Source organism: Rhizobium sp. BK008 (assembly GCF_014197345.1).
Classification (GTDB): Bacteria; Pseudomonadota; Alphaproteobacteria; order Rhizobiales; family Rhizobiaceae; genus Rhizobium; species Rhizobium anhuiense.
The window spans coordinates 269,085-295,472 of sequence record NZ_JACIFK010000006.1 but is presented as its reverse complement, the minus strand read 5'-3'; the positions used below and the strand labels follow the sequence as shown (position 1 = coordinate 295,472).

Sequence of the window (26,388 nt, the reverse complement as noted above, 5' to 3'; positions counted from 1 at the left end):
ACCGCCGCCAAAAAAAGTTTGCCTCTAAACCAACTCGAGGCGGCGGACGATGTTATTCTCTGCGAACCAGGGTGTGTTGAGCACCCCACCCCGGATTTATTATGTCAATCCACTCCTTCTTCAGGGTGTCGATGCGTGGCGCGAGGTTTTCGACCATGCGGCGGAGATGGGCTTCGACCGTGTGCTGACCGCACCTCTCTTCGACCGGGGCGGGGAGCGCAGCGTCTTCGCCTCCCAAGATCTGGATTGCCTCGATCCTCAACTGTCGCTCGGACGCGAGGTCGAGGATGGAGTGGGGCTTCTGGCGGAGGCTGCCCGCAAGAGCGGTGTCGCCTTGATGATGGACTTGATGCTCGACGGCAAAGCCCGGGCTTCCCAAGCGGACTTTCATCCCGTCGACCCCCGGCGCTCGCCATTAGACCCCGAGGACCCGATATCCGCGATGGGCGCAGAGCGCCAATCGCAGCTGTTGGCGGAATGGACTGAACGGCTGCGGTTGCTGACCGAGCTCGGCCTCGCCGGTTACCGGACGCTCGGGATTGATCGCGTCGCGCCGGCGATTTTCAGATCGCTGATTTCGGCAGTCCAGGAGAAGGCGGACGCGCAATTTATCGCCTGGACGCCCGGTACTGATTTTGGCGTGAGGGACGCGGTCAGGGATACAGGCTTCGATGGATGTTTTTCATCGATGGCCTGGTGGGATCTCGACGAGAGATGGTTCATCGAAGAATACCGCGTCCAGGCACCGCTCGGCTGGCAGATCGCTTTTCCGGAGCCGCCATTCGCCCGGCGGATCGCGCACGGAACCGAGAGCCGCGAAGTCCTCGAACGGCGCGCGGTCCGGGCGCTGCGTCTTGCTGCCTCGCTCGGCGGCGGCCTGATGGTTCCGATGGGCTTCGAATATGGTGCAACCACGCCACTCGATCCGACCCATGGGAATGGAGCCGGCTTGCGAGGGATGCGCCATGACCTCGCTTTTGATCTTTCCTCCGAAATTCGCCTTGCAAACAATGAGATCGGCAAGAACCCTCATGCGCGTGCCGCATCGCTGCGGCTGATCCGCAACGCCAATGGCCCGGTCTCGGCACTTCTGCAGTCCGAGGCGGAAGACCTGCGCAGCGCCGAGAATGTACGCCTCATCCTGCTCAATAGGGATCTTCGGAAGAGCGCACCCGCGCCGGTGACGGCCCTTCGCGAAGCGGCTTCCGGTTTTCTTCCCGTCGCGACCGACGGCGCGCCGCTGCGGCTGCGGGCAGGGGAGGCCCGGGTGGTTGAATGTAAGGCGCCGTCGCCGATCACATCCCAGCCGATCCTCGAGATCGAGCAGGCGGTCGCGTCGGCGCGGCTCGCCATCGAAAACATCATGCCGAGGGTCGACGACGGGCGCTTTCCCGTCAAGCGGGTGGTCGGCGACATCGTGGCCGTCGAGGCGGATATAATTGCCGACGGCCACGACCCGCTCGTCGCAGTCCTGCTCTGGCGGCCGGTCGATGCTGCAGACTGGAACGAGACGGAGATGCAACTGGTCGAAAACGACCGCTGGCGCGCCGAATTCCTGCTGGAGCGCACCGGACGCTACGAATTTGCCATCGAGGCATGGAAAAACCCGTTTGCGATCTTTCGTTACGAACTGACGAAGAAGAACGATGCCAGGCTGGACCTGAAGCTCGAACTGCAGGAGGGGCTGAACCTCGTCCGCTCGGCCGAGACGCATGCGGGTGCTGCGCTCCGCACCGAATTGCAGGCCCTCGCCGACAGTCTCGAAAGGGCGTCCGATGTCGAGCGCACGGCGATCCTGCTCGATGCCGGGACATCCGGATTGATGGACAGGGCGGACAGCCGGCCGTTTCGGCTTCGCTCAGAGGCAAGCACCGTCGATGCCGAACGGAAGGCGGCCGCCTTTGCCAGCTGGTATCAGATCTTCCCGCGCTCGCAGAGCGGCGATCCGGACCGGCACGGCACTTTCGACGACGTCATCCCCAGATTGCCCGCCATCCGCGATATGGGCTTCGACGTGCTCTATTTCCCGCCGATTCATCCGATCGGTTCGACCAACCGGAAAGGCCGTAACAACAGCTTGAAAGCCGCGCCGGGCGATCCCGGAAGCCCCTATGCCATCGGCTCGGAGGACGGCGGCCACGATGCCATCCATCCCGAGCTCGGCGAGTTCGAGGATTTCCGCCGGCTGGTCGAGGCGGCAAGCCGGCATGGTCTGGAGATCGCTCTCGACCTCGCGATCCAGGCGTCGCCGGATCACCCCTGGCTGAAGGAGCATCCCGGCTGGTTCGACTGGCGTCCCGACGGCACGATCAAATATGCCGAAAACCCGCCGAAGAAATACGAGGATATCGTCAACGTCGATTTCTACACGAAAGACGCGCTGCCTTCGTTATGGGTGGAGCTCAGGGATGTCGTCCAGCTTTGGGTGGATCAGGGCGTGAAGCTGTTTCGCGTCGACAATCCGCACACCAAACCCTTTCCGTTCTGGGAATGGCTGATCGGCGATATCAGGGCGCGTCACCCCGATGTCGTCTTCCTGTCGGAGGCCTTCACCAAGCCGAAGGTCATGTACCGGCTGGCAAAGATCGGCTTCTCCCAGTCCTACACCTACTTCACCTGGCGCAATGCCAAATGGGAGCTCGAGCAATATATGCGAGAGCTGACCGAGACGCCGGCGAAGGAGTTCTTCCGCCCGCATTTCTTCGTCAACACCCATGATATCAATCCGGATTTCCTGCAGAATGCGCCGCGTCCGGCCTTCCTGATCCGCGCAGCCCTTGCCGCCACCCTGTCGGGTTTGTGGGGCGTCTATAACGGTTTCGAACTTTGCGAGGGGCGTCCTGACGCTAAACGCAAGGAATATGCCGACAGCGAGAAGTACGAGATCCGTGCCTGGGACTATGACCGGCCGGGCAATATCATTGCCGAAATCAGGACGCTCAACCGCATCCGGACCGAAAACACCGCGCTGCATTCGCATCTCGGGCTGACGCTGCTGAATGCGCGAAATGACAATATCCTGTTTTTCGAGAAGGCAAGCCGTGCCCGCGACAATGTCCTGCTGATCGCCATCAGCCTCGATCCCTACAATTTCCAGCAAAGCGACGTCGAACTGCCGCTCTGGCACTGGTCGCTCGGAGACGGCGGCACGCTGGATGCCGAAGATCTGATCGTCGGGCATCGTTTCAAGTGGACCGGCAAATGGCAGAGCATCGGGTTCAACCCCGAGGTCCTGCCCTATGCGATCTGGCGTATTCGCTCAAGGGAGGCATGAATGGACGCGATGAATGCCGATGGCTCGCACCAGCCGCTGTGGTACAAGGATGCGATCATCTACCAGCTGCACATCAAGTCGTTCTACGACGCCAATGGCGACGGGGTCGGCGATTTTGCCGGCCTGCACCAGAAGCTCGATCACATCGCGGCCCTCGGCGTCAACGCCATCTGGCTGCTGCCGTTCTTTCCCTCTCCGCGCCGCGACGACGGCTATGACATTGCCGATTATGGCAATGTCAGCTCCGATTACGGGACGGTGGAGGATTTCCGCGCCTTCGTCGATGCTGCTCACCAGCGCAATATCCGCGTCATCATCGAGCTCGTCATCAACCACACCTCCGATCAGCATCCTTGGTTCCAGCGCGCCCGCCAGGCGCCAGCGGGATCACCGGAGCGCGACTTCTACGTTTGGTCGGATACCGATCAGAAATTTCCGGAAACGCGGATTATTTTCATCGACACGGAAAAATCCAACTGGACATGGGACGCCGTTGCCGGCGCCTATTACTGGCACCGCTTCTATTCCCATCAACCCGACCTGAATTTCGACAGCCCCCTCGTCATGGAGGAATTGCTGAGGGTGATGCGCTTCTGGCTGGAAACCGGCATAGACGGATTTCGTCTCGACGCGATCCCCTACCTCGTCGAGCGCGAGGGAACGATCAACGAAAACTTGCCGGAAACCCATGCAATCCTCAGACGCATTCGCGCCGCTCTCGACGCCACCCATCCCGGCGTGATGCTGCTTGCCGAGGCCAATCAGTGGCCGGAGGACACGCGCGAATATTTCGGGGACGGCGACGAATGCCACATGGCCTTCCACTTCCCGCTGATGCCACGGATGTATATGGCGATCGCCAAGGAGGACCGGTTCCCGATCACCGACATCCTGCGTCAGACGCCGGAGATTCCCGACAACTGCCAATGGGCGATCTTCCTTCGCAACCACGACGAGTTGACGCTCGAAATGGTGACCGACGCCGAGCGGGACTATCTTTGGGAGACCTATGCATCCGACAAGCGCGCCCGCATCAATCTCGGCATAAGGCGGCGCCTAGCGCCGCTGATGGAACGCGACCGCCGGCGGATCGAACTGATGAACGCGTTGCTTCTGTCGATGCCGGGAACGCCGGTGATCTATTATGGCGACGAGATCGGCATGGGGGACAATATCTATCTCGGCGACCGGGATGGGGTGAGGACGCCGATGCAATGGTCTCCGGACCGCAATGGCGGCTTCTCCAGGGTAGACCCGGCGCGTCTCGTCCTGCCGCCGGTCGCCGATCCGCTCTACGGTTTCGAGGCCGTCAACGTCGAGGCGCAGAGCACGGACGCGCATTCGCTGCTGAACTGGACGCGCAAAATGCTGGCGCTGCGCGGCAGGCATCCGGCTTTCGGACGTGGTTCGCTGCGGTTCCTCTCACCGGAGAACCGCAAGATCCTTGCCTATCTCCGGGAATATGAAGACGAGACCCTGCTTTGCGTCGCAAACCTCTCGCGGCTGCCCCAGGCCGTCGAACTCGACCTGTCGAGCTTCGAGGGCCGCGTGCCCATCGAATTGACCGGCATGTCACCCTTCCCGCCGATCGGTCAACTGACGTATCTGCTGACACTGCCGCCCTACGGCTTCTTCTGGTTCCAATTGGAGGCCGATGCCGACCCGCCGGCATGGCGCACCGCGCCGCCGGAGCAGCTTCCAGATCTGGTGACGATGGTCATCCGCCGCGGCCTGCTCGATCTTGTCGATGAACCCAAGCTTGCGCGCGCCCTCAGCACTGAAATCCTGCCTGCCTATCTCGCGAAACGGCGGTGGTTCGGGGCGAAGGACCAGGCGCTTCAGGCAGCACGTCTGATCTCCGCAACCCCGATCCCGTTCGCCGACGGTATCGTCCTCGGTGAATTGGAAGCCGTGCTGCCGAACCATAGCGAATCCTATCAACTGCCGCTGGCGGTCGCCTGGGACGATGCGCAACCCTCCGCGCTGACCCAGCAACTGGCGCTCGGACGGATTCGCCAGGGCAGGCGCGTCGGCTTCCTGACGGATGGATTTGCCGTGGAGGCGATGGCGCGCGGCATCCTGCGCGGACTTCGCGACCGCTCGCGCATCACCGGCCGCACCGGCACCCTCGAATTTCTCGGCACGGAGCGGCTCGATCGCCTTGAAGTCACTGACGACCTTGCGGTCCATTGGCTTTCGGCCGAGCAGTCCAACAGTTCGCTGATCGTCGGCGACCTCGCGATGATCAAGCTGATCAGGCACATCTTTCCGGGTATCCATCCGGAGGTCGAGATGACGCGCTATCTCACCCGCGCCGGCTATGACCACACGGCGCCCCTGCTCGGCGAGGTCGCGCACACCGATTCCAGCGGACGCCGTTCGACCTTGATCATCGTCCAGGGCGCGATCCGCAATCAAGGCGACGCCTGGAACTGGATGTTGAACAATCTGCGCCGTGGGGCAGACGAACTCGTGCTGAACGACCCGGCCGTCCAGCCCGGCGACGACGTCTTCCGGTCGCTGATCAGTTTCGTCGCGATGGTCGGCCTCCGGCTCGGCGAACTGCATGTTGTACTCGCTGGGGAGACCGATGACGAAGCCTTCAGTCCGGTGGTCGCAGGCGACAGCGAGCTCGAGGCGATGAAGAACGCCGTTGCCGGCGAGGTTGCCTATGCCCTGTCGAAACTTGCTGAACGCGAGGAGAATGCCGATCCGGCGATCGACCTGCTCGCAGCACCGCTTCTCAAGCGCCGTTCCGAACTCGCCGAGCTCGCCGCGACGCTGGCGGCGAGCGCCCGGCATACGCTGATGACGCGCACGCATGGCGATTTCCATCTTGGCCAGATCCTCGTCAGCGAGGGCGACGCCGTCATCATCGACTTCGAGGGGGAACCCGCGAAAAACCTGACCGAGCGCCGCGCCAAGACCAACCCGCTGCGCGATGTCGCCGGGCTTTTGAGATCGCTGAGCTATCTCGTGGCCACCGCCCAACTCGATAACGACGCAGTCATCGAACACGAGAACGAAGTCCGGCGCGAGGCGATCGCCCGCTTCGGGCGCCATGCCGAGGAGGCTTTTCTCGATGCCTATTCGCAGGCGGTCTCCGTATCGAAGGAGCTTGATATGCCAGCCAATCAAAGACGGAGGGTTCTCGATGCCTTTCTTCTCGAAAAGGCCGCCTACGAGATCGCCTATGAAGCCCGCAACAGGCCGAAATGGCTTCCGATCCCATTATCCGGCTTTACCGAAATCGTATCCCGTCTGGCGGGGGTGAAGGCATGAATGTCGAACGTTCGGAACTTCTCTCAGGCATCGGACAGGATGCGTTATGGGCCCTGATCGAGGGACGTCATGGCGATCCGTTTTCGATCCTCGGTCCCCACGAAAGCGGTGGCATGACGATCGTGCGGGTCTACCTGCCCGGCGCCGAAGCGGTCGATCTCATCGAGGCGGCGAGCGGTCGGGTGGTGACGCCTTTCAGCATCGCCCATCCGTCCGGCCTGTTTGCGGCAGTGGCCGCGTCGAGGACGGGATATCGGCTGCGGATCACCTGGCCGGATGCCGTCCAGATCACCGAGGATCCATACAGTTTCGGCCTGCTGCTGGGAGAACTCGACCTCCATTTGATATCGGAAGGCACCCACTACAGCCTGAGCCGGACGCTCGGCGCTATGGCGATGTCGATCGACGGCATATCAGGGGTCCGCTTTGCCGTGTGGGCTCCGAATGCGCGCCGTGTTTCGGTCGTCGGCGACTTCAATGCCTGGGACGGGCGGCGAAACCCGATGCGGTTGAGACCGTCGGCGGGCGTCTGGGAACTGTTCGTTCCGCGCCTCGCCCCCGGCGAAAGATACAAGTTCGAGATCGTCGACGCGCAGGGGACCTGCCTGCCGCAGAAGGCCGATCCGGTGGCAAGGGCGAGCGAGGCCGCCCCGTCGACCGCATCCATCGTCGCATCGTCGACGCCGTTTCGATGGAGCGATGACGGCTGGATGAAGGGCCGATCCCTGCAAGACAGACTGGAGGGCGCATTCTCCGTCTACGAGGTGCACGCCGGCTCCTGGCTTCGCGATCAAAAGGATGGCAACAGGTCACTCGACTGGGTCGAGCTCAGCCAGCGGCTCGTTCCCTATGCCCGCGACATGGGTTTTACCCATATCGAGCTCCTCCCGATCATGGAGCATCCCTTCGGCGGCTCCTGGGGTTATCAGCCGCTCGGCCTGTTTGCGCCCACCGGCCGATACGGAACGCCTGAGGATCTCGCCTATTTCGTCGACCGGTGCCATGGCGCCGGGCTCGGCGTCATCCTCGACTGGGTGCCGGCCCATTTTCCCACAGACGTCTGGGGGCTTGCTCGCTTCGACGGCAGCGCGCTCTACGAGCACGAAGATCCGCGCGAAGGCTTTCACCGCGACTGGAACACGCTGATCTACAATCTCGGCCGCAACGAGGTGAAAGGGTTCCTGATCGCCAGCGCGCTCGAATGGCTCGAGCGTTACCACATCGACGGTTTGCGGGTGGATGCCGTTGCCTCGATGCTTTACCGCGACTACAGCCGCAACGAGGGCGAGTGGATTCCCAACCAATATGGCGGTCGCGAAAACCTGGAAGCGGTCGAATTCTTCAAGCACCTGAATAGCATCATCCACGAGCGCTGCCCGCACGCGATGATGATCGCCGAGGAATCGACGGCCTGGCCCGGAGTGACGAAACCGCCGGAGCAGGGAGGACTCGGATTCGACATTAAATGGAACATGGGCTGGATGCATGACAGCCTGAGCTACATCGAGAAGGATCCGGTCTACCGGAGCTATCACCACGGTACGATGACTTTCGGGATGATCTATGCCTATTCCGAGCGCTTCATGCTGCCGATTTCCCATGACGAGGTCGTCTACGGAAAGGGCTCGCTGCTGACCAAGATGCCGGGCGACGAATGGCAGAAATTCGCCAATCTGCGCAGCTATCTTGCCTTCATGTGGGGCCATCCCGGCAAAAAGCTTCTGTTCATGGGCAGCGAAATCGCCCAGCCGGGCGAGTGGAACCATGACGGTTCGGTGACCTGGGATGTGCTGGACCGGCCCCAGCATGTCGGTATCCAGCGGCTGGTGCGGGATCTGAACAGCCTTTACGGGCAAGAGCCGGCATTGCAGTTCGGCGACTTTCACCCGGAGGGCTTCGAATGGGCGGCAGCCGACGACGCCGTCAATTCCGTTCTCGGGATGCTCCGTTACGCGCCCGCCCGCGCTTCGTCGTTCCTGGTCGTGTCGAATTTCACGCCGGTGCCGCGTTACGGTTACAGGATCGGTGTGCCGAGCGACGGTGTGTGGATCGAACGGATAACGACCGATGCACGGGAATATGGCGGCTCGGGTCTGGTCAATGGCGCGGTGTCGACTGAACCCGTGGCGGCCCACGGCAGGCCCGTCTCCCTGTCGCTGACGCTGCCGCCGCTGTCGACGATGTTTCTGCAGGGGCCGTCGCCTTGACGAGGTCTCAGTCCCTTGCGGCTTCGCGGTCGTTTGGCATCATTCGGCATGCGGAGCCGCATGAATGAAAGGCCAGGGGCTCGCCTCGGATCCCTTCTCGACCGGAACCTCGATGAGAACGGGTTCGTCGAGTGATAGGGCTTTCTCGAGCGCGTCTTTCAATGCGCCGGGGCTCGTCACCCTGAACGCGCGAATGCCGAAGCTCTCGCCAAGGGCGACGAAATCCGGATTGGTGAGGTCCGAGCCAAGATAGCGGCCCTTATACGCCTGCTTCTGGTCGCGCAGCACGTTGCCAAAGGCAGAGTTGTTGAAGACGACAGCGATGACATTGATCTTGTGCTGGACGGCTGTGGCAAGTTCCTGAACGCCGAACAGGAAGCCGCCATCGCCGGAAATGGAAATAACGGCTTTGTCGGGATGAGCGACCTTGACGCCCAAGGCCGTGTTGAAGCCGAAACCCAGATTGTCCTGATAACCGCATGTGACGTATTGGCGAGGGCCATAGACCGGGAATGCAAATCGGGCGGTAAAGCCCATCTGGCAGATTTCCTCGACGAAGAAGCCGTCCCTTGGCAGAGCTTCGCGGATGGCATCGAGATAGGCGAGTTGCGGCTGCACTGCCGAGAAGCGAGACCTGGCCTCTGTGTTGAGTTCGGCAAATTCGCGTGTGCGATCCTCGCGGCTGGAACCTGCCACGGCATCAAGCAGAGCCTGTGCTCCCGCCTTGGCATCCGAGACGATGCCCACATCGGGCTTGAGGCGGACCATTTCGGTCGGATCGATATCGATGCGGATGACCTTGAGACCTTTGGGCAGCCACTTCCATCGCATGAACTGCAATTCGAGCCGGCTGCCGATGCCGATCAGGACGTCCACCTTCTTCCAATATTCGTAGGCGGCGACGAAATTCAGATAGTTCGGATGGTCGTCGGCGACGATGCCCTTGCCGGAGCGATGGGCGGTGACGGGGGCCTGCAGCAGTTCTGTAAGTGCTGCGATCTCGGCGCCGGCATCTGCCGCACCGCCGCCGACCATGATCATCGGGTTCTTGGCACCTGAAATCAGTGCCGCTGCGGCGGCGATCGCATCGGGGTTCACGACCGGAGAAAGCGCTCTCGAACCGACGGGAAGGTCGATTTCAGGGCCGGATTGTCCGAACACGTCCCATGGCGCTTCGACCGCTCCCGGACCTTGGCGGCCCGAGAGCATTTTACTGACGACCCCGGCCATGACAGGACCGGTTTCGGACTGGTGATTGATGCGTTCCGCCGTCTTGGTGATTCCGCGCATCGTGGCGAGCTGATCCGGCAATTCGTGCAACTGCCCTCTGCCTTGACCGATCAAATGGGACATGATGTTGCCGGTAATGCAAAGCACTGGCGCGTTGGCGCCATAAGCGGTGCAGAGAGCCGCGCCGGAATTGAGGACACCCGGCCCAGGCACGACGGTATAGGCGCCGATCCGACCGGTGGACTTGGCATAGCCGTAAGCCATATAGCCGGCGCCCTGCTCGTGCCGGGTGTGAATGAACCGAACCTTATCGCCGGCGCCGTAAAGGGCATCGTTGAAATCATACATGTGGGCGCCGGGGATGCCGAAGACCGTGTCGATCCCATGGGCGACGAGGGAACGGGTCATCGCCTGACCGGTCGTTTCTTTCCTGCTCATCTGAAGACTCCAATGCGGGCGTTCGGCTAGGCGACCGTCGATGATTTCAGGCAGCCTTCGGCTCGAAGCGCTGCGACAATGGCGCCGGCGTCGGCCGGTTGCATGCCGGCAAGGTTCATGCGCCCGGAATCCGCCATGTAGATACCGTGGCTCGCTCTGAGCGCTACGGCCGTATCCTTCGACATGGAGAGATTGGAGAACAGACCGCGTTGCCGGCTTATGAAGGTCAGATCGGGGGAGGCGGCGGCGAGCGCTGCCCGGTTGCCGTTGACACGCTGGCACATCTCTTCGAGCTCGGCGCGCCACATGGCCGTCATCTCGGCGCTCTCGAGAATGGTCCTGACGATGGCGGCGCCATGGTCGGGCGGCATGGACCAGTTCACACGGGCAAGTGCCGCCATGTTGCTTTCGGCTTTCCTCAGGTCATCTCCATTACGGGCCATGACATAGAGCGCGCCGACACGCTCGCGATAGAGACCGAAATTCTTGTCGCAGGAATAGGCGATCAGCGCCTCATCGACTGCGTCGAGGACCATGCGTGCTGGCGCGGCATCTTGTTCGAGGCCGTCGCCAAGCCCCTGATAGGCGAGATCGATGAACGGCACCAGTCGATGCGCGACAAGGAGCTCGGTAATCTCTAGCCACTGTTCCATGGTGAAGTCGATACCGGTCGGATTATGGCAGCAACCGTGAAGGAGAACGACGTCGCCTTCCCGAGCGGAAGACAAGGCGTCGATCACGCTTTCGAATATCACCTGCTGCGACGCCAAGTCGACGAAGGCGTACTCCTTTACCGGCAAGCGCGCCGAGCTGAAGATCGGCGCATGATTTGGCCAGCTTGGCGTCCCGAGCAGAACCTTCGCCGATGGATTTGCCGCCTGGATAAGCTCGGCCCCGAGACGCAAGGCGCCGCTTCCACCGGGTGTCTGAATGCCGACGAGGCGTTGCGTAAACGTCGGCGATTTTCCGAAGATGATGGGCTGCAGCAGGCGCACGAATTGCAGGTCGCCTTCCGGCCCGAGATATTTCTTGCTGTCCTGGGTTTCCAGGAGAAACTGTTCCGCCGCTTTGACGGCACGCATCACCGGCGTGCGTCCCATGGCGTCACGATAGACGCCGACGCCAAGGTCGATTTTTCCGCGGCGATCGTCGGCCTGGAAGGCCTTGATGAGTGCAAGCAGGCTGTCGGCCGGCCGACTGTTCAGTTCGTCAAACACAAGTCCACCTCGTTTCTTGAATTCTGGCTCGCAGACTAGCTGAACTTTCACGACGAATTTCTGCGATTATCTCCCTGAAACCGCGCCATCATGCAGACAATCGGCGCGATATGGCTATGATGTGCAGAAATTCACCGTTCGAGGAGGGCGGCCATGCTTGATCCATTCGATATCAAATTGCTTGCCGCCCTCCAGCAAAACAGCGAGGTGACGCAGAGCGAGCTGTCTCAGAAGGTCAATCTCTCTGCGACCCAATGCGCTCGCCGTTTGGAAAGGCTGCGCAACGAGCAATATATCCAGAGTGTCGTCGCCATCCTCAATCCCGTGAAACTGGGTTTTACCGTCGTTGCCCATACGCTCGTCAGCTTGAGAGCACATACGGAAGGCGGCAACGAGCGGCTTCATCGCTTCATCGAGACCGCGCCGGAGATCCTGGAGTGTTATTCGCAGACCGGCGACGCCGACTTTCTGATGAAGGTCATGACGCGCGACCTCGAACATCTCAGCCAGTTTCTCGAAAGAATGATCCGGGTCACCGACAATCTGGCGTCGGTCAAGTCAAGCATCGTCCTCAAGACACTGAAAAAGACGACCGCTTTGCCGCTGCAGATCGTGACCTGAGACGCTCTCACCTGAGATAATGGATATGCGGGCGCGAGTGATAGGGTGAGGCTTCGATGCGGGCTTCGACGGAGAAGACGTCGCGCAGAAGGGCCTCGCTCAATACGTCCTGCGGTGCGCCGGTGGCGACGATCCTGCCCTGCTGCATGATGATCAGCTGGTCGCAGAACATGGCGGCATGGTTGAGATCGTGCAAAGCGACAATGCTGGTGATCGGCAGGCCGGAGACGAGCCGCATCAGGCCGATCTGGTGCTGGATGTCGAGATGGTTCGTCGGCTCGTCGAGGATCAGCTCCTGCGGCGACTGAGCGAGCGCCCTTGCGATATGGGTGCGCTGCTTTTCGCCGCCCGAGAGATTCTGCCAGCGATCGTCGCGTTTCTCCGCCATGCCGGCGCGCGCGAGCGCACTTTCGACCGCCTCTTCGTCGGCCTTGGTCCAGCCCGAGAACATCGACCGGTGCGGGAACCTTCCGAGCTTGACGACGTCGACCACCTTCAGATTGGCATTTGTCGTGGCATGCTGCTCGACAAAGGCGATGCGCCGGGCGATCGAGCGGCGGCTGATCGTGCCGATATCGCTGCGGTCGAGCGTGACGCGGCCGGCATGCGGCTGCTTCAGGCCGGCGAGAAGCCTGAGCAGCGAGGTCTTGCCGGAGCCGTTCGGCCCGAGCAGGCCGAGCATCCGGCCGGGCTGCGCTTCCAGGGAGACGCCGTCCAGAATGGTCTTCCTGCCAATTTTCCAGGTGAGGTTGTCGGCCTTGATGCTCATGTCGCGCGCTGGAACCGGTAGAGGATGAGGGAGAAGAAGGGAACGCCGACCAGGGCCGTGACGACGCCGATCGGCAGGATCTGGTTGGGAATGAGGGCGCGCGCGGCGATGTCGGCGAGCACCATGAAAATCGCTCCTGTTATGGCGCAGGCCGGTAGCAGCCGGATATGGAGCGGTCCGACGACAAAGCGGGCGACATGCGGCACCACGAGGCCGACGAAGCCGATGGAGCCAACCATACTGACGATCGTCGCCGTCATCATCGCGGTCAGCGCGAAGAGCACCATGCGGGCGCGGCCGACATTGACGCCGAGCGAGGATGCCGCCTCGTCGCCGAAAGCGAAGGCGTCGAGCACGCGGGCATAGAACAGACAGGCGGCGAGGCCGAACCCGACGACGATCGAAACCAGCGCGAATTCCGGCCAGCGCACGCCGCCAAAACTGCCGAGCAGCCAAAACATGACGTCGCGGGCCTGCTGCGCATTGGCCGAGGTGGTGACGATATAGGAGGTCGAGGCGTTGAAGAGCTGCGATGCGGCCACACCGGCGAGAATGGTGCGGTCCGCGCCGCCGCGCGTGCCGTTCGACAACAGCGCGACGAAGAAGAAGGCCGCGAAGGCCCCTGCAAAGGCGCCGGCCGATAGCGATACCGCGCCCGAGCCGACGCCCAAGATGACGATCGCGACGGCGCCGGTGGAGGCGCCGGCGGAGATACCGAGCACATAGGGTTCGGCAAGTGGATTGCGCAGCAGCGACTGCATGATCGCGCCCGACAGCGCAAGGCCCGCGCCGCAGAAGGCGGCGACGAGCGCGCGGCTCAGGCGATAATCCCAGATGACGGTCTCGTGGATGCGGTTCAGTTCGACCGCGGTCCATCCGAGCCGGTTGGTGACGGCCGAAAAAGTGGTCGCCAGCGGGATCGGCAGGTCGCCGATGCCGACGCTGACGCCGACGGCGACAGCGATGAGGCAGAGGGAGGCGAGCAGCAGTGCGGTGGCCGCTCCCAGCTGCCGGAAGAGACTGCCCGCTTCCGTCACTTCAGCAGACCGAGAGCCTTCAACTGCTCGGCCACCTGCTCGGCGCCGTAGATCGTGCGGATGGTCGGGTTCATCGCCTGGCCGTCCATGACGACGATCGCCTTGTTCTTGACGGCTGGGGTCTGGCTGACGGCCGGGTCGGTGTTCAGGAACTTGATCTTGGCCTCCGGCTTGTCGAGTTCCCAACGGTTACGGTCGAGGCTGGCCACGACGATCACGTCAGGATTGGCGGCGATGATGCCTTCCCAACCGATCGTCGGCCATTCGGCTTCCGCTGATATCGCATTATGCCCGCCGAGCAGGTCGGCGATGAAGCCGGAGGCGCTGTTCTTGCCGCCGACATAGGCATCGGCCGACGGGCTGGGACTGGAGAACCAGAAGACATAGGACAGGTTCACGCCGTCCTTGGAAACGCCGGAGCGAAGCTTGGCCTCACGCGCCTTGAAGTCGGCGATCAGCGCCTGGCCGCGGTCGGCGACGTCGAAAATCTCAGAGAGCTCGTCGATCTCCTTGTAGAGAAGATCCATGTTCCACAGCTCGCCGCGGCTGCCGTACTGGTCCTTGACGTCCTTGGTGCTGAGGCAGGTGCTGGGCGAGAGATAGGTGGCGACACCGACCTTGTCGAAATCGTCGCGCTTGGCGACCTTGCTGTTCGGCCCGACCAGGCTCGGCAAGGCCACCGCCACGAAGTCGGGATTTTCGGCGAGGATCGACTCGAAGGTCGGCATTTCGACGGTCAGGAGCTTGACCTTGGCATTGGCCTCGGCGAGCTGCGGCAGGACCTTGCTCGGCCAGAAGGCGGTGCCGACCATCTTGTCCTGGAGGCCGAGCAACAGCAGGATTTCCGCGCTGTTCTGGCCGAGGCCGATCGCCCGCTCGGGCGCCTTCTTGAAAGTTACCTCAGCACCGCAGTTTTCCAGCGTCAACGGGTAGGTCGTCGAACCGGCCAAAGATGGATTTGCGGCAAAGCCGATCAGGGCGGAAAGGCCGCAGGCGGCCAGAATTGATTTGAGGCTGGTCACGAAGAAATCCCCGGTGCGTGAGTGCATGCGGCCGGGGTATAGCCTTGGGAGTAGCCAGAAAACAAGACAGAATAAATCAACTTATCGCAAAATTCGAGAGCAGAGTACATGCGCCGGGGCAACGCCGGCTCCTCAGGTTACCTCGCTCGTTTCGATGCGCGCGGTCTTGCGGGTGGCGTGGAGGAAGGCTCCAACGAAGGCGATCGCGAACAGAAGAACGATGGTCGAAGCGGGTGCGCTATCGATGAAGAAGGAAAGATAGACGCCGGCAAAGGCCGTGACCACCGCGATTGCGACCGACAAAGCGAGCATCGCACTGAAGCGGCGCGTCAGCAGATAAGCGATGGAGCCTGGTGCGATCAGCAGCGAAATGGCGAGAATGATCCCGACCGACCGGAGTGCAGCCACGATCGTCAACGAGAGCAGGCAGAGCAGGCCATAGTGAAGGAGATTCACCCTCAACCCGACCGCTCTGGCCTGCGCCGGATCGAACGCATGCAGCAGCAGGTCACGCCACTTGACGGCGATGATGGTGGCCGTCAGCATCGCAACGGCTCCCGTCTCCACGATGTCGGGAAACCCGATGCCGAGCATGTCCCCGAAGAGGATGTGGTCGAGATGCACCTCGGACTGGATCTTCACATAGAGAACCAGGCCGAACCCGAACATGCCTGAAAATACGATGCCCATCACCGTGTCCTGCTTGATGCGGCTGTTATCCTTGAGGAAGCCGGTGGCAAGCGCACAGACCATCCCGGCTGCAAAGGCGCCGATGGCGAAGGGAAAGCCCGCGATATAGGCAATGACCACGCCCGGGAATACGGCATGGCTCATGGCGTCTCCCATGAGCGCCCAGCCCTTGAGCACAAGGAAGCAAGAGAGCAGCGCCGTCGGGATGGCGATCAGCACCGAGATGATCAGGGCGTTGATCATGAAATCGAACTGGAACGGCGCCAACAGGGCGGTGAGACCATTCATGGGGATACCTCCAGAGCTTGTGCGGCTCTGCGCCGGCTTGCCAGCATTCCGTGCTTCGGCGCCAGGAAGAAGGCGGCAAGGAAGATCAGCGTCTGGAGGACGATGATGATGCCGCCGGTCGCGCCGTCGAGGAAATAGCTCACATAGGCGCCGATGAAGCTGGTCGCTGCCCCGATCGCCACGGCGATGACGAGCAGCCGCGGGAAGCGATCCGTCAGCAGGTAAGCCGTCGCGCCCGGCGTGACCACCATGCAGATGACGAGAAAGGCGCCGACGGTCTGGAGTGCCGCGACCGTCGATGCCGACAGCAGCGTGAAGAACATGATCTTGAGCCGCGTCGGGTTAAGTCCGATTGAACGGGCATGGGTCTCGTCGAAGAAAACGACCATCAGGTCCTTCCATTTCACCAGCAGGATGGCGAGCGAAACGAAACCGATGATGGCAAGCTGGAGCGTGTCTTCGGGCGTGATCGCGAGGATATTGCCGAGCACGATCGTCTGGATGTTCACGGCAGTCGGCCTGAGCGATACCATGAACAGGCCAAGCCCGAAGAATGAGGAGAAGATCAGGCCGATGATGGCGTCCTCCTTCAGCTTGGTACGCTGGTTGAGGAAGAGCATCGCTGCGGCAGCCAGGCCGCCGGAGAAGAAGGCGCCGATCGAGAAGGGAAGTCCGATCATGTAGGCGCCGGCGACACCCGGCACGATGGAATGGGAGAGTGCGTCGCCAATCAGCGACCAGCCCTTGAGCATCAGGTAACAGGAGAGGAAGGCGCAGACACCGCCGACAAGAGCCGATACCCACATGGCGTTCAGCATGTAGTCATAGGTGAAGGGTTCGAGAATGCCGGCCATCAGGCTTGTCCATCGCTTTTGTTCGCCGGGGCCGGCGCGAGCAGCTTGCCCTCCCGCAGGACCAGCGGCCGCTCGTCGTCAGTGAGGATGCCGACGGGATATGGCTTGCCGCCGGAGCCATTCAACACGAGATGGCGAAGCACGCCGCCGAAGGTTCTTTCGAGATTTTCCTGCGTAAAGGTCTCGTCTGTCGGTCCGTAGGACAATACGGTGCCTTTGATCAGTACCGTGCGGTCGCAGAATTCCGGCACGCTGCCGAGATTGTGCGTCGAGACCAGCATCACCCGGCCTTCGTCGCGCAGCGAGCGGAGCAACTTGACGATGGCCTCTTCGGTCTTGACATCGACACCGGTGAAAGGCTCGTCGAGCAGGATGACGCGACCGTCCTGCGCCAGCGCCCGAGCGAGGAAGACGCGTTTCTTCTGGCCGCCGGACAGCTCGCCGATCTGACGCTTGCGGTATTCGCTCATGTTGACGCGGGCGAGCGCCTTGGACACGGCTTCGTGGTCGGCCGCCTTCGGTATTCGCATCATCCCCATGTGGCCGTAGCGCCCCATCATGACGACGTCCTCGACCAGCACCGGAAAATTCCAGTCGACTTCTTCCGATTGCGGCACATAGGCGACGAGATTTTTCCGCAGCGCTTGTTCGACCGGCATGCCGAGCACCGAAATCTCGCCCCTGGCCAGACGCACGAAGCCCATGATCGCCTTGAACAGGGTCGACTTGCCGGAACCGTTGACACCGACGAGCGCGGTGATGGTGCCAGTTGGTGTCTGGAAGCTGGCGTCGCGCAGCGCCGTGTGGCCGTTGCGATAGGTGACCGTGGCATCCCTCACGGAAATGCCGGCCCCCACATCCGAAGATGCGGGGGAAACCGGGGAGACGATCGCATTCATTGCGACAGGCCTTCGGCTAGGCCCTTGACGACAGTGTCGGAGGTCACGCGCAACAGATCGATATAGGTCGGCGTGGGACCGTCGGCGTCGCTTAAGGAGTCGACATAGAGAACACCGCCATACCGGGCGCCGGTCTCGCGGGCGACCTGGCGGGCCGGCTTGTCCGACACCGTGCTCTCGCTGAACACGGCAGGGATCTTATTGGCCCTGACGGCATCGACGACTTTGCGGACCTGTTGTGGCGTGCCCTGCTGATCGGCATTGATCGGCCACAGATAGAGCTCCTTCAAGCCGAAGTCGCGGGCGAGATAAGAGAATGCGCCTTCGCTCGACACCAGCCAGCGCTTGTCCTCGGGAATGGTATCGAGCTTCTCGCGGATCGGCGCGATGGTCGCCTCGATCTCCTTCTTGTAGGCCTCGGCATTGGCCTTGTAGATCTCGGCGTTCTTCGGGTCGTATTTGACGAAGGCGTCGCGGATGTTGTCGACATAGATGATCGCATTCTTCGGCGACATCCAGGCATGCGGATTGGGTTTGCCGCTATAGGGACCTTCGCTGATGCCCATCGGCTCGACGCCGGTCGAGACCACGACGTCGGGAACATCCTTGAGATTCCGATAGAATTTCTGGAACCATAGCTCGAGGTTGAGTCCGTTCGACAGGAGGATCTGCGCGCCCTGCGCCCGCTGGATATCGCCGGGCGTCGGCTGATACTCATGGATCTCGGCGCCCGGCTTGGTGATCGATTCCACGATCGCCGCATCACCGGCCACGTTCTTGGCCATGTCGGCAATAACGGTGAAGGTGGTGACGGCTTTGAACTTCTCCTGCGCGGCGGCACTGCCAGCCATCACGCCGAGTGCGGCGATGGCCGCCAGCCCGGTTGCGACCCGGCGTCTCATTCGACTAAGCATGAACTTTCCTCTCTCTTTGCGTCATCCATCGTTTCCCGATCTCGCCTTGGCTCAGCGTCGACCGCAATCAGTCCGCTGATGCAAATGCGACGCATTGGCAATTGCTGCTGATAAGCCTGCCCCTATCTATTCTGCAATTGCGACTGATTTGCAACAAGGATTTTCGAGAAAGGAGCGGAACGAGAATTGTTCCCGCCGACACGCGTCGAACAAGGCGTTGGTTTCTATCGCGGATCTATAGAGGAACAGACCGAGCCGGTTGCAACCGCTCGACTGATTTCAGACCATCTAAGCCTGCCACTGAGGCGCGGAGCAGGGACCGCGACTTGCCATAGGATTCGAGGCTTCGAACATGGTCATCAGCTCATCTTTCCCACGAGCTTGGCATAATCCGAAAACGTCAATTGTTCGCCTCGCCCGCTTGCCTCCTCGGCGAGTTGCAGCACCCGTATGGGAAACAGGATCGCGGCGCGGTTGGCATCCGAGAGTTCATGGTCGTCGTCGTCCTCGATGGCCTTCTTGGCTTTCGAGAGCGCGGCATTGAGTTCCTGACGGGTGAGCAGGTCCTTCTCGACGATTGCGTCGCATATCGACGCCATTGCCATGATCAGGCCCTTGAGCTGAAGGTTGGCCGTATTCATGAGAGCTCCGAGGAAACGAGGGGCCACTTGATGACGCTCCGGCGCGTCGCCGATTGCGCCGGGACATTGCTACGTCAGTCCGGTTGAACCGGCCGGATCGTGTCGACGGTAACTTCACCGTCGACGATCCCGCGCGTGACATCGCGCCGGTTCCGATCGATCTCGATGACGGTGTAGAGCTTGTCGTCCCGAAAGGCGCTTGCATTGACGGTTGTGACATCCTCGGCGGGCGCCGCATCCACTTCCATGAAGTCGAGCTCACGAGCCGCAGCGACGATCCTGGCGTCGCCCGCCGTCCTGGCGGCGACGACGACAATACCGTGCCCCGGGGAATTGTCCCATCGCGGATCGTCAGGCGCCGCGACGGGCTCCAATCGGTAGATGTTGAGCATTTTGCCGCCAGCGCCGGCCGCCGCCTGCGCAGCCGCGTCCTCGATTTGCGCCTGGCTCTCGACCGACTTTCCAAACGTGTTCGGGTTGGTCGCGTTGTTGATCTCTTCCTTGCCTGTTCTCGAGACGTTCGACATGTCGCTCTCCATTCGGGGTGGAAACGACGGCCGGCGGGAAACTGTTCCCGCGCAGGCGAAGTTTATGGCTGACGGCAGGACATATCGGTCTGTACAACCGCGCGGTCCGGCCATACCCTTTTTCCACTCGAGCACTAAATTATCTCCAGTCGAACAGGGGGGATTTTCGTGAGTAATCAAGCCAGTGAATTTTCGCGGGATAGCGTCACGCCGGACAGCATCAATGGGCACGACCACAAGACGATGGCGTTCGACGACGCCAGCGCGCTTCTGGAGGTCCTTGTCGCAGTCAGGCGCGGCGATTTTTCCGTGCGGATGCGGTCGGATCTCACAGGCGTCACCGGCAAGGTCGCCGACGCTCTCAACGACATCATTGCCGCCAATCAACGCATGGCCCAGCAGCTCGAGCATGTGGGTCAGGTCGTCGGCCGGGACGGGCGAACGAGCACGCGCGTGCGCTTCGGCCTGTCTGATGGTTCCTGGTCCGAGATGGAAGGATCGATCAACGGCCTGATCGACGATCTCCTGTGGCCGACGACGGCCGTGACCCGGACGATCACGGCCGTTGCTAAGGGCGACCTGTTGCAGACCGTGCCGCTTGATGTCGACGGGCGGGCGCTCAAAGGCGAATTCCTGCGCTCGGCCGATATCGTCAACACGATGATCAAGCAGCTGAGCGTCTTCACATCGGAAGTGACGCGCGTTGCCCGTGAGGTCGGCACGGACGGAAAGCTCGGCGGACAGGCGCAGGTGCCCGAAGTGACGGGTGTCTGGAAGGACCTCACCGAAAGCGTGAACTCGATGGCGTCGAACCTGACGGCGCAGGTGCGCAACATCGCTGAGGTGACGATCGCCGTTGCCAATGGCGACCTCTCCAAGAAGATCACCGTCGACGTGCGCGGCGAAATCCTGCAACTGAAAGAAGCGATCAACACGATGGTCGACCAGCTCAGGTCCTTCGCCTCGGAGGTGACGCGCGTCGCCCGCGAAGTCGGCACCGAAGGCAAGCTTGGCGGACAGGCGCTGGTGCCGGGTGTGGCCGGCACCTGGAAGGATCTGACCGACAGCGTCAACGCCATGTGCGGCAACCTCACAGCCCAGGTGCGTAACATCGCCCAGGTGACCACTGCCGTGGCGCGCGGCGACCTGTCGCGCAAGATCACCGTCGACGTCTCGGGTGAAATCCTGGAACTGAAGGAAACCATCAACACGATGGTCGACCAGCTCAACGGCTTTGCCGGCGAAGTGACGCGTGTGGCGCGTGAAGTCGGCACCGAGGGGCGGCTCGGCGGCCAGGCGCAGGTGCCGGGCGTGGCCGGCACCTGGAAGGACTTGACCGACAACGTCAATTCCATGGCCTCGAACCTGACGGCACAGGTGCGCAACATTGCCGAGGTCTCGACCGCGATCGCCAATGGCGACCTGTCGAAGAAGATCACCGTGACGGTGTCAGGCGAAATCCTCGAGCTGAAGGAGACCATCAACACGATGGTCGATCAGCTGAACGCCTTCGCTTCGGAAGTGACGCGTGTGGCCCGCGAAGTGGGTACGGAAGGCCGGCTCGGGGGCCAGGCCAATGTGCGCGGCGTCGCCGGCACCTGGAAGGATCTGACCGAAAACGTCAACTCGATGGGCGGCAACCTGACGGCGCAGGTCCGCAACATCGCCGAGGTCTCGACCGCGATCGCCAATGGCGATCTGTCGAAGAAGATCACCGTCGACGTGAAGGGCGAGATTCTCGAATTGAAGGAAACCATCAATACGATGGTCGACCAGCTGAACGCCTTCGCTTCGGAAGTGACACGTGTGGCCCGCGAAGTGGGAACGGAAGGGCGACTTGGCGGCCAGGCCAATGTGCGCGGCGTCGCCGGCACCTGGAAGGATCTGACCGACAGCGTCAATTCCATGGCCTCCAACCTGACGGGGCAGGTGCGCAACATCGCCGAAGTCGCGACCGCCGTCGCCCAGGGAGACCTTTCCAAGAAGATCACCGTCACCGTGTCGGGGGAAATCCTCGAACTGAAGGAGACCATCAACACCATGGTCGACCAGCTCAACGGCTTTGCCGGCGAGGTGACGCGTGTGGCGCGCGAAGTCGGCACGGAAGGGCGGCTTGGCGGCCAGGCGAACGTGCTTGGCGTCGCCGGCACCTGGAAAGACCTGACCGACAGCGTCAATTCCATGGCGGGCAATCTGACGGCACAGGTGCGCAACATTGCCGAAGTCTCGACCGCGATCGCCAATGGCGACCTGTCGAAGAAAATCACGGTGTCGGTCTCGGGGGAAATCCTCGAGCTCAAGGAAACGCTGAACACCATGGTCGATCAGTTGAACCGGTTTGCCTCCGAAGTCACGCGCGTCGCGCGCGAGGTCGGCACCGAAGGCAAGCTTGGCGGTCAGGCGCAGGTGCCGGGCGTCGCCGGCACGTGGAAGGACCTCACCGAAAACGTCAATTCCATGGCCTCCAACCTCACCGGCCAGGTGCGCAACATCGCCGAAGTCACGACCGCCGTGGCGCGCGGCGACCTGTCGCGCAAGATCACCGTCGACGTGAAAGGGGAAATCCTCGAACTGAAGAATACCATCAACACGATGGTCGATCAGCTGAACGCCTTCGCCGGCGAAGTGACGCGTGTGGCGCGCGAAGTCGGCACCGAAGGCAAGCTTGGCGGCCAGGCGCAGGTCTCCGGTGTCGCCGGCACCTGGAAAGACCTGACCGACAGCGTCAACTCCATGGCCGGCAACCTGACGGCGCAGGTGCGCAACATCGCCGAGGTGGCGACCGCAATCGCCAATGGCGACCTGTCGCGCAAGATCACCGTCGACGTGCGCGGCGAAATCCTGCTCCTGAAGGATACTTTGAATACCATGGTCGATCAGCTTCGCTCCTTTGCCGGCGAAGTGACGCGTGTCGCCCGCGAAGTCGGTACCGATGGCAGGCTCGGCGGGCAGGCCGTCGTTCCCGGCGTCGCCGGCACCTGGAAGGACCTCACCGACAACGTCAACCTGCTTGCCGCCAATCTGACGACCCAGGTTCGAAACATCGCCGAAGTGACGACGGCCGTGGCGCGCGGCGACCTGTCGCGCAAGATCACCGTCGACGTGAAGGGGGAAATTCTCGAACTGAAGAACACCATCAATACGATGGTGGACCAGCTCAATGCTTTCGCCGGCGAAGTGACGCGTGTTGCCCGCGAGGTTGGCACCGAAGGCAAGCTTGGCGGCCAGGCGCAGGTGCCGGGTGTCGCCGGCACCTGGAAGGACCTGACCGACACCGTCAACGTCATGGCCGCCAACCTGACCGAGCAGGTCCGCGGCATCGTCAAGGTGGTGACGGCGGTGGCGAACGGCGACCTCAAGCAGAATCTCACCGTCGCATCCAAGGGCGAGGTGGCCGCCCTTGCCGAAACCATCAACAACATGACCAACACGCTTGCGACCTTTGCCGATCAGGTGACCACGGTGGCGCGTGAGGTCGGCGTGGAAGGCCGCCTCGGCGGTCAGGCGAATGTTCCGGGCACAGCAGGCACCTGGAAGGACTTGACCGGCAACGTCAACCTGCTGGCCGCCAACCTGACGACGCAGGTGCGCGCCATTGCCGAAGTGGCGACCGCCGTCACCAAGGGCGACCTGACGCGCTCGATCAAGGTCGACGCGCGTGGCGAAGTGGCCGAGCTCAAGGACAACATCAACACGATGATCGACAATTTGCGCCTGACCACAGAGCGCAACACCGAGCAGGACTGGCTGAAGACCAATTTGGCGCGCTTCACCAATATGCTGCAGGGCCAGCGCGACCTGACGCTGGTCGGCAAGATGCTGCTGTCGGAGCTCGCACCTCTGGTCGGCGCCCATCAAGGGGTCATCTACCAGGTGGATGCCGACGAGCGGCAGCCGGTCTTGTCGCTGCTCTCCGTCTATGCGCAAGGGGTTGAGGCGGCGCATCCGGCCCGGCTCGAATTCGGCCAGGGACTTGTCGGGCAATGCGCCAGCGACGCCCGCCGCATCCTGGTCACCGATCTTCCCGATAACGTCGTTCCGATCAGTTCAGGGGTGTTCACCACCCTGCCGAGAAGCGCCATCGTGCTGCCGGTGCATTTCGAGGGGCAGGTGAAGGCGGTCATCGAGCTTGCCTCCGCCGGCGAATTCACCGAGCTGCAGCTGTCCTTCCTCGACCAGCTGACGACATCGATCGGCATCGTCCTCAACTCCATCGAAGCGACCATGCAGACCGAAGGCCTGCTCAAGCAGTCCCAGCAGCTTGCCGCCGAGCTTCAGACGCAGCAGCGCGAGTTGCAGCAGACCAACGAGCAGCTCGGGCAGAAGGCGCAGCAGCTGGAGGAACGCAACGTCGAAGTCGAGGCGAAGAATCAGGAGATCGAGCAGGCCCGGCGCGCGCTGGAGGAAAAGGCAACCGAGCTCGCGCTGACGTCGAAGTACAAATCCGAATTCCTCGCCAACATGTCGCATGAGCTGCGCACACCTTTGAATTCGATCCTCATCCTCGGCCAGCAGCTCGGAGAAAATCCGGATGGCAATCTGTCGGGGAAACAGGTCGAGTTCGCCAAGACGATCCACGGCGCGGGCACCGATCTGCTGAACCTCATCAGCGACATTCTCGACCTGTCGAAGATTGAGTCCGGAACGGTCTCGGTCGATGCCGAGGAGATCTTCGTCAGCAACCTGCTCGAGATGATGGCGCGGCCATTCCGGCACGAGGCCGAAAACCGCAACCTGTCTTTCGCAGTCGATGTCGGCGCCGATGTCGCAAAGAGCCTCATCACGGATTCGAAGCGGTTGCAGCAGATCCTCAAGAACCTGCTGTCGAATGCCTTCAAGTTCACCGCGCAGGGCGGCGTGACGCTTCGCGTCGCTGCGGCAACGAGCGGCTGGTCGTCCGATCATCCCTCGCTCAAGCACGCGCCTTCGGTGATCGCCTTCGAGGTCGTCGATACCGGCATCGGCATACCGCCTGAAAAGCAGCGCATCATTTTCGAGGCCTTCCAGCAGGCCGACGCTTCGACGAGCCGCAAATATGGCGGTACCGGCCTCGGCCTGGCGATCAGCCGCGAACTGGCAAACCTCTTGGGCGGTGAGATCCAGCTGCGCAGCACGCCTGGGGTTGGCAGCACCTTCGTCCTTTACCTGCCGCTCACCTATGTCGGCGCCGGCGCGGTTGCGCCGAAGTCCGTTCCGCCGGCAAATGTCGTGGAATTCGCCGAAGCCGCCGCCAGCCGCCGGGCCGAAAAGCCTGCAGAACATGTCGAAGACGATCGCCACCAGATAGCAGCCGGCGACTCGGTGCTGCTCGTCGTCGAGGACGATGCGCATTATGCCCGCGTCCTGGTGGATCTCGCCCGCGACAACGGCTTCAAGGTTCTGGTGGCGATGCGCGGCAGCGATGCGCTCGCACTGGCCCAGGACTACAGGCCGGCGGCGATCTCGCTCGACATCTTCCTGCCCGACATGCTTGGCTGGACGGTGCTCAGCCAGCTCAAGCAGAATCCGCAGACGCGGCATATTCCGGTCCAGATCATCAGCCTCGACGAGGATCGCCAACATGGGCTGACCCGCGGCGCCTTCGCGTTCATGAGCAAGCCGACGACGCCGGAAGGGCTTGGCAAGGCGCTGTCGCGACTGAAGGCCTATGCGCAGCCGCGCCGCAAGCACCTGCTGCTCGTGGAAGACAACGAGGCCGAGCGTCTGAGCGTCACCGCCCTTCTCGGACATGACGACATCGACATCACCAGCGTCGGCTCCGGATCGGAGGCTCTCGCCGTCCTTCGACACAATGCCGCCGACTGCGTGGTGCTCGACCTTTCCCTTCCCGACATGTCCGGTTTCGACGTGCTGGAGCAGATTCGCGACGACGCCGAGATCGGCGAGGTGCCGGTGGTCGTGTTCACCGGCCGGGAGCTTTCCGCCGAGGAAGACGCGACGCTGCACAGCATGGCCCGCAGCGTCGTGGTCAAGGGGGTCGAGTCGCCTGAGCGCCTTCTGGATGAAACGGCCTTGTTCCTGCACCGGGTCGTCGCCGACCTGCCGGCCGCAAAGCAGGCAACGCTGCGGGATTTGCACAGCTCGGATGAGGATCTGGTTGGTGAAACCGTCCTGCTCGTCGATGACGATGCCCGCAACATCTTCGCCCTGAGCAGTGTCCTCGAACGCCGGGGAATGAAGGTGCTGACAGCGACGACCGGCAGCGAAGCCATCGATGTCATCAACAACGAACCTTCAGTCGCGATCGTGCTGATGGACATCATGATGCCTGGAATGGACGGCTATGAGACGATGCAGGTCATCCGTTCGGAGCCCCGGTTCCGGCGGCTGCCGATCCTGGCGCTGACGGCCAAGGCGATGAAGGGCGACCGCGAGAAATGCCTGGAAGCGGGCGCCTCGGACTACCTGGCGAAGCCGGTCAATACCGAACAGCTTCTGTCGGCTCTTCGCATGTGGCTGCATCGTTGAGGATCTGGCC

At 62.1% G+C, this 26,388-nt stretch carries 16 protein-coding genes; 5 read left to right on the top strand and 11 right to left on the bottom strand.

Translation table 11 applies throughout. The features are described 5' to 3' along the window. The first annotated feature begins 49 nt into the window (after positions 1-49). Genes FHT69_RS23565 through glgB form a run of 3 tightly spaced genes read left to right on the top strand, consistent with a single transcriptional unit; the run spans position 50 to position 8,763 of the window. Positions 50-3,274, top strand: coding sequence for an alpha-1,4-glucan--maltose-1-phosphate maltosyltransferase (locus FHT69_RS23565; RefSeq protein ID WP_183906044.1), 3,225 nt, complete (start codon positions 50-52; stop codon positions 3,272-3,274). Next, a complete protein-coding gene (gene treS, locus FHT69_RS23560) occupies positions 3,275-6,556 on the top strand; it encodes a maltose alpha-D-glucosyltransferase (RefSeq protein ID WP_183903868.1) in 3,282 nt (1,093 codons plus the stop codon). It begins immediately after the preceding gene. Beyond that, on the top strand, positions 6,553-8,763 hold the full coding sequence (glgB, locus tag FHT69_RS23555) for a 1,4-alpha-glucan branching protein GlgB (protein ID WP_183906043.1): 2,211 nt from the start codon (positions 6,553-6,555) through the stop codon (positions 8,761-8,763). Before treS ends, glgB begins: the two co-directional genes overlap by 4 nt. A 39-nt stretch (positions 8,764-8,802) precedes the next feature. Here the strand turns inward: glgB and FHT69_RS23550 are convergent, their stop codons facing one another. Both FHT69_RS23550 and FHT69_RS23545 read right to left on the bottom strand, forming a co-directional pair. Continuing rightward, the gene (locus FHT69_RS23550) at positions 8,803-10,431 is read right to left on the bottom strand and encodes a thiamine pyrophosphate-dependent enzyme (RefSeq protein WP_183906042.1); all 1,629 of its coding nucleotides are present in this window, start codon (positions 10,429-10,431) and stop codon (positions 8,803-8,805) included. Positions 10,432-10,457: 26 nt separating this feature from the next. Continuing rightward, the gene (locus FHT69_RS23545) at positions 10,458-11,648 is read right to left on the bottom strand and encodes an amino acid aminotransferase (RefSeq protein ID WP_183906041.1); all 1,191 of its coding nucleotides are present in this window, start codon (positions 11,646-11,648) and stop codon (positions 10,458-10,460) included. A 153-nt stretch (positions 11,649-11,801) separates the two neighbouring features. Here FHT69_RS23545 and FHT69_RS23540 point away from each other — a divergent pair, with 153 nt between their 5' ends. Continuing rightward, entirely contained in the window at positions 11,802-12,269 is a 468-nt protein-coding gene (locus FHT69_RS23540) for an Lrp/AsnC family transcriptional regulator (protein ID WP_048338445.1), read from the top strand. A gap of 7 nt (positions 12,270-12,276) precedes the next feature. On the opposite strand, the gene FHT69_RS23535 is transcribed toward FHT69_RS23540, so the two are convergent. The 9 genes from FHT69_RS23535 to FHT69_RS23495 all read right to left on the bottom strand — a co-directional run bounded on the left by FHT69_RS23535 (position 12,277) and on the right by FHT69_RS23495 (position 19,922). After that, positions 12,277-13,038, bottom strand: coding sequence for an ABC transporter ATP-binding protein (locus FHT69_RS23535; protein ID WP_183906040.1), 762 nt, complete (start codon positions 13,036-13,038; stop codon positions 12,277-12,279). Next, positions 13,035-14,075 carry a FecCD family ABC transporter permease gene (locus FHT69_RS23530; RefSeq protein ID WP_048338447.1) on the bottom strand — a complete coding sequence of 347 codons (1,041 nt, stop codon included), beginning with the start codon at positions 14,073-14,075 and terminating at the stop codon, positions 13,035-13,037. The genes FHT69_RS23535 and FHT69_RS23530 overlap by 4 nt, the downstream gene beginning before the upstream one ends. Further along, positions 14,072-15,097, bottom strand: coding sequence for an ABC transporter substrate-binding protein (locus FHT69_RS23525; RefSeq protein WP_047618900.1), 1,026 nt, complete (start codon positions 15,095-15,097; stop codon positions 14,072-14,074). The genes FHT69_RS23530 and FHT69_RS23525 overlap by 4 nt, the downstream gene beginning before the upstream one ends. Before the next feature lie 132 nt (positions 15,098-15,229). After that, complete coding sequence (locus FHT69_RS23520) at positions 15,230-16,075, bottom strand: metal ABC transporter permease (protein ID WP_183906039.1); 846 nt, start codon at positions 16,073-16,075, stop codon at positions 15,230-15,232. Continuing rightward, on the bottom strand, positions 16,072-16,929 hold the full coding sequence (gene sitC / locus FHT69_RS23515; protein ID WP_143541136.1) for an iron/manganese ABC transporter permease subunit SitC: 858 nt from the start codon (positions 16,927-16,929) through the stop codon (positions 16,072-16,074). The genes FHT69_RS23520 and sitC overlap by 4 nt, the downstream gene beginning before the upstream one ends. Next, entirely contained in the window at positions 16,929-17,828 is a 900-nt protein-coding gene (locus FHT69_RS23510; RefSeq protein ID WP_048338450.1) for a manganese/iron ABC transporter ATP-binding protein, read from the bottom strand. Before FHT69_RS23510 ends, sitC begins: the two co-directional genes overlap by 1 nt. Continuing rightward, positions 17,825-18,742 carry a metal ABC transporter substrate-binding protein gene (locus FHT69_RS23505; RefSeq protein WP_183906038.1) on the bottom strand — a complete coding sequence of 306 codons (918 nt, stop codon included), beginning with the start codon at positions 18,740-18,742 and terminating at the stop codon, positions 17,825-17,827. Before FHT69_RS23505 ends, FHT69_RS23510 begins: the two co-directional genes overlap by 4 nt. A gap of 359 nt (positions 18,743-19,101) precedes the next feature. Beyond that, entirely contained in the window at positions 19,102-19,383 is a 282-nt protein-coding gene (locus tag FHT69_RS23500; protein WP_047618913.1) for a hypothetical protein, read from the bottom strand. 74 nt (positions 19,384-19,457) lie between these two features. Next, entirely contained in the window at positions 19,458-19,922 is a 465-nt protein-coding gene (locus FHT69_RS23495; protein ID WP_183906037.1) for a hypothetical protein, read from the bottom strand. A gap of 156 nt (positions 19,923-20,078) precedes the next feature. Here FHT69_RS23495 and FHT69_RS23490 point away from each other — a divergent pair, with 156 nt between their 5' ends. Beyond that, the gene (locus FHT69_RS23490; RefSeq protein WP_097543750.1) at positions 20,079-26,378 is read left to right on the top strand and encodes a HAMP domain-containing protein; all 6,300 of its coding nucleotides are present in this window, start codon (positions 20,079-20,081) and stop codon (positions 26,376-26,378) included. Positions 26,379-26,388 lie beyond the last annotated feature (10 nt).

Coding starts and splice junctions, on each gene's coding strand:
- FHT69_RS23550 (WP_183906042.1), bottom strand. CDS start 10,431: ATGAGCAGGAAAGAAACGACCGGTCAGGCGATGACCCGTTCCCTCGTC.
- FHT69_RS23510 (WP_048338450.1), bottom strand. CDS start 17,828: ATGAATGCGATCGTCTCCCCGGTTTCCCCCGCATCTTCGGATGTGGGG.
- FHT69_RS23500 (WP_047618913.1), bottom strand. CDS start 19,383: ATGAATACGGCCAACCTTCAGCTCAAGGGCCTGATCATGGCAATGGCG.
- glgB (WP_183906043.1), top strand. CDS start 6,553: ATGAATGTCGAACGTTCGGAACTTCTCTCAGGCATCGGACAGGATGCG.
- FHT69_RS23495 (WP_183906037.1), bottom strand. CDS start 19,922: ATGGAGAGCGACATGTCGAACGTCTCGAGAACAGGCAAGGAAGAGATC.
- treS (WP_183903868.1), top strand. CDS start 3,275: ATGGACGCGATGAATGCCGATGGCTCGCACCAGCCGCTGTGGTACAAG.
- FHT69_RS23505 (WP_183906038.1), bottom strand. CDS start 18,742: ATGCTTAGTCGAATGAGACGCCGGGTCGCAACCGGGCTGGCGGCCATC.
- FHT69_RS23535 (WP_183906040.1), bottom strand. CDS start 13,038: ATGAGCATCAAGGCCGACAACCTCACCTGGAAAATTGGCAGGAAGACC.
- FHT69_RS23520 (WP_183906039.1), bottom strand. CDS start 16,075: ATGAATGGTCTCACCGCCCTGTTGGCGCCGTTCCAGTTCGATTTCATG.
- FHT69_RS23565 (WP_183906044.1), top strand. CDS start 50: ATGTTATTCTCTGCGAACCAGGGTGTGTTGAGCACCCCACCCCGGATT.
- FHT69_RS23540 (WP_048338445.1), top strand. CDS start 11,802: ATGCTTGATCCATTCGATATCAAATTGCTTGCCGCCCTCCAGCAAAAC.
- sitC (WP_143541136.1), bottom strand. CDS start 16,929: ATGGCCGGCATTCTCGAACCCTTCACCTATGACTACATGCTGAACGCC.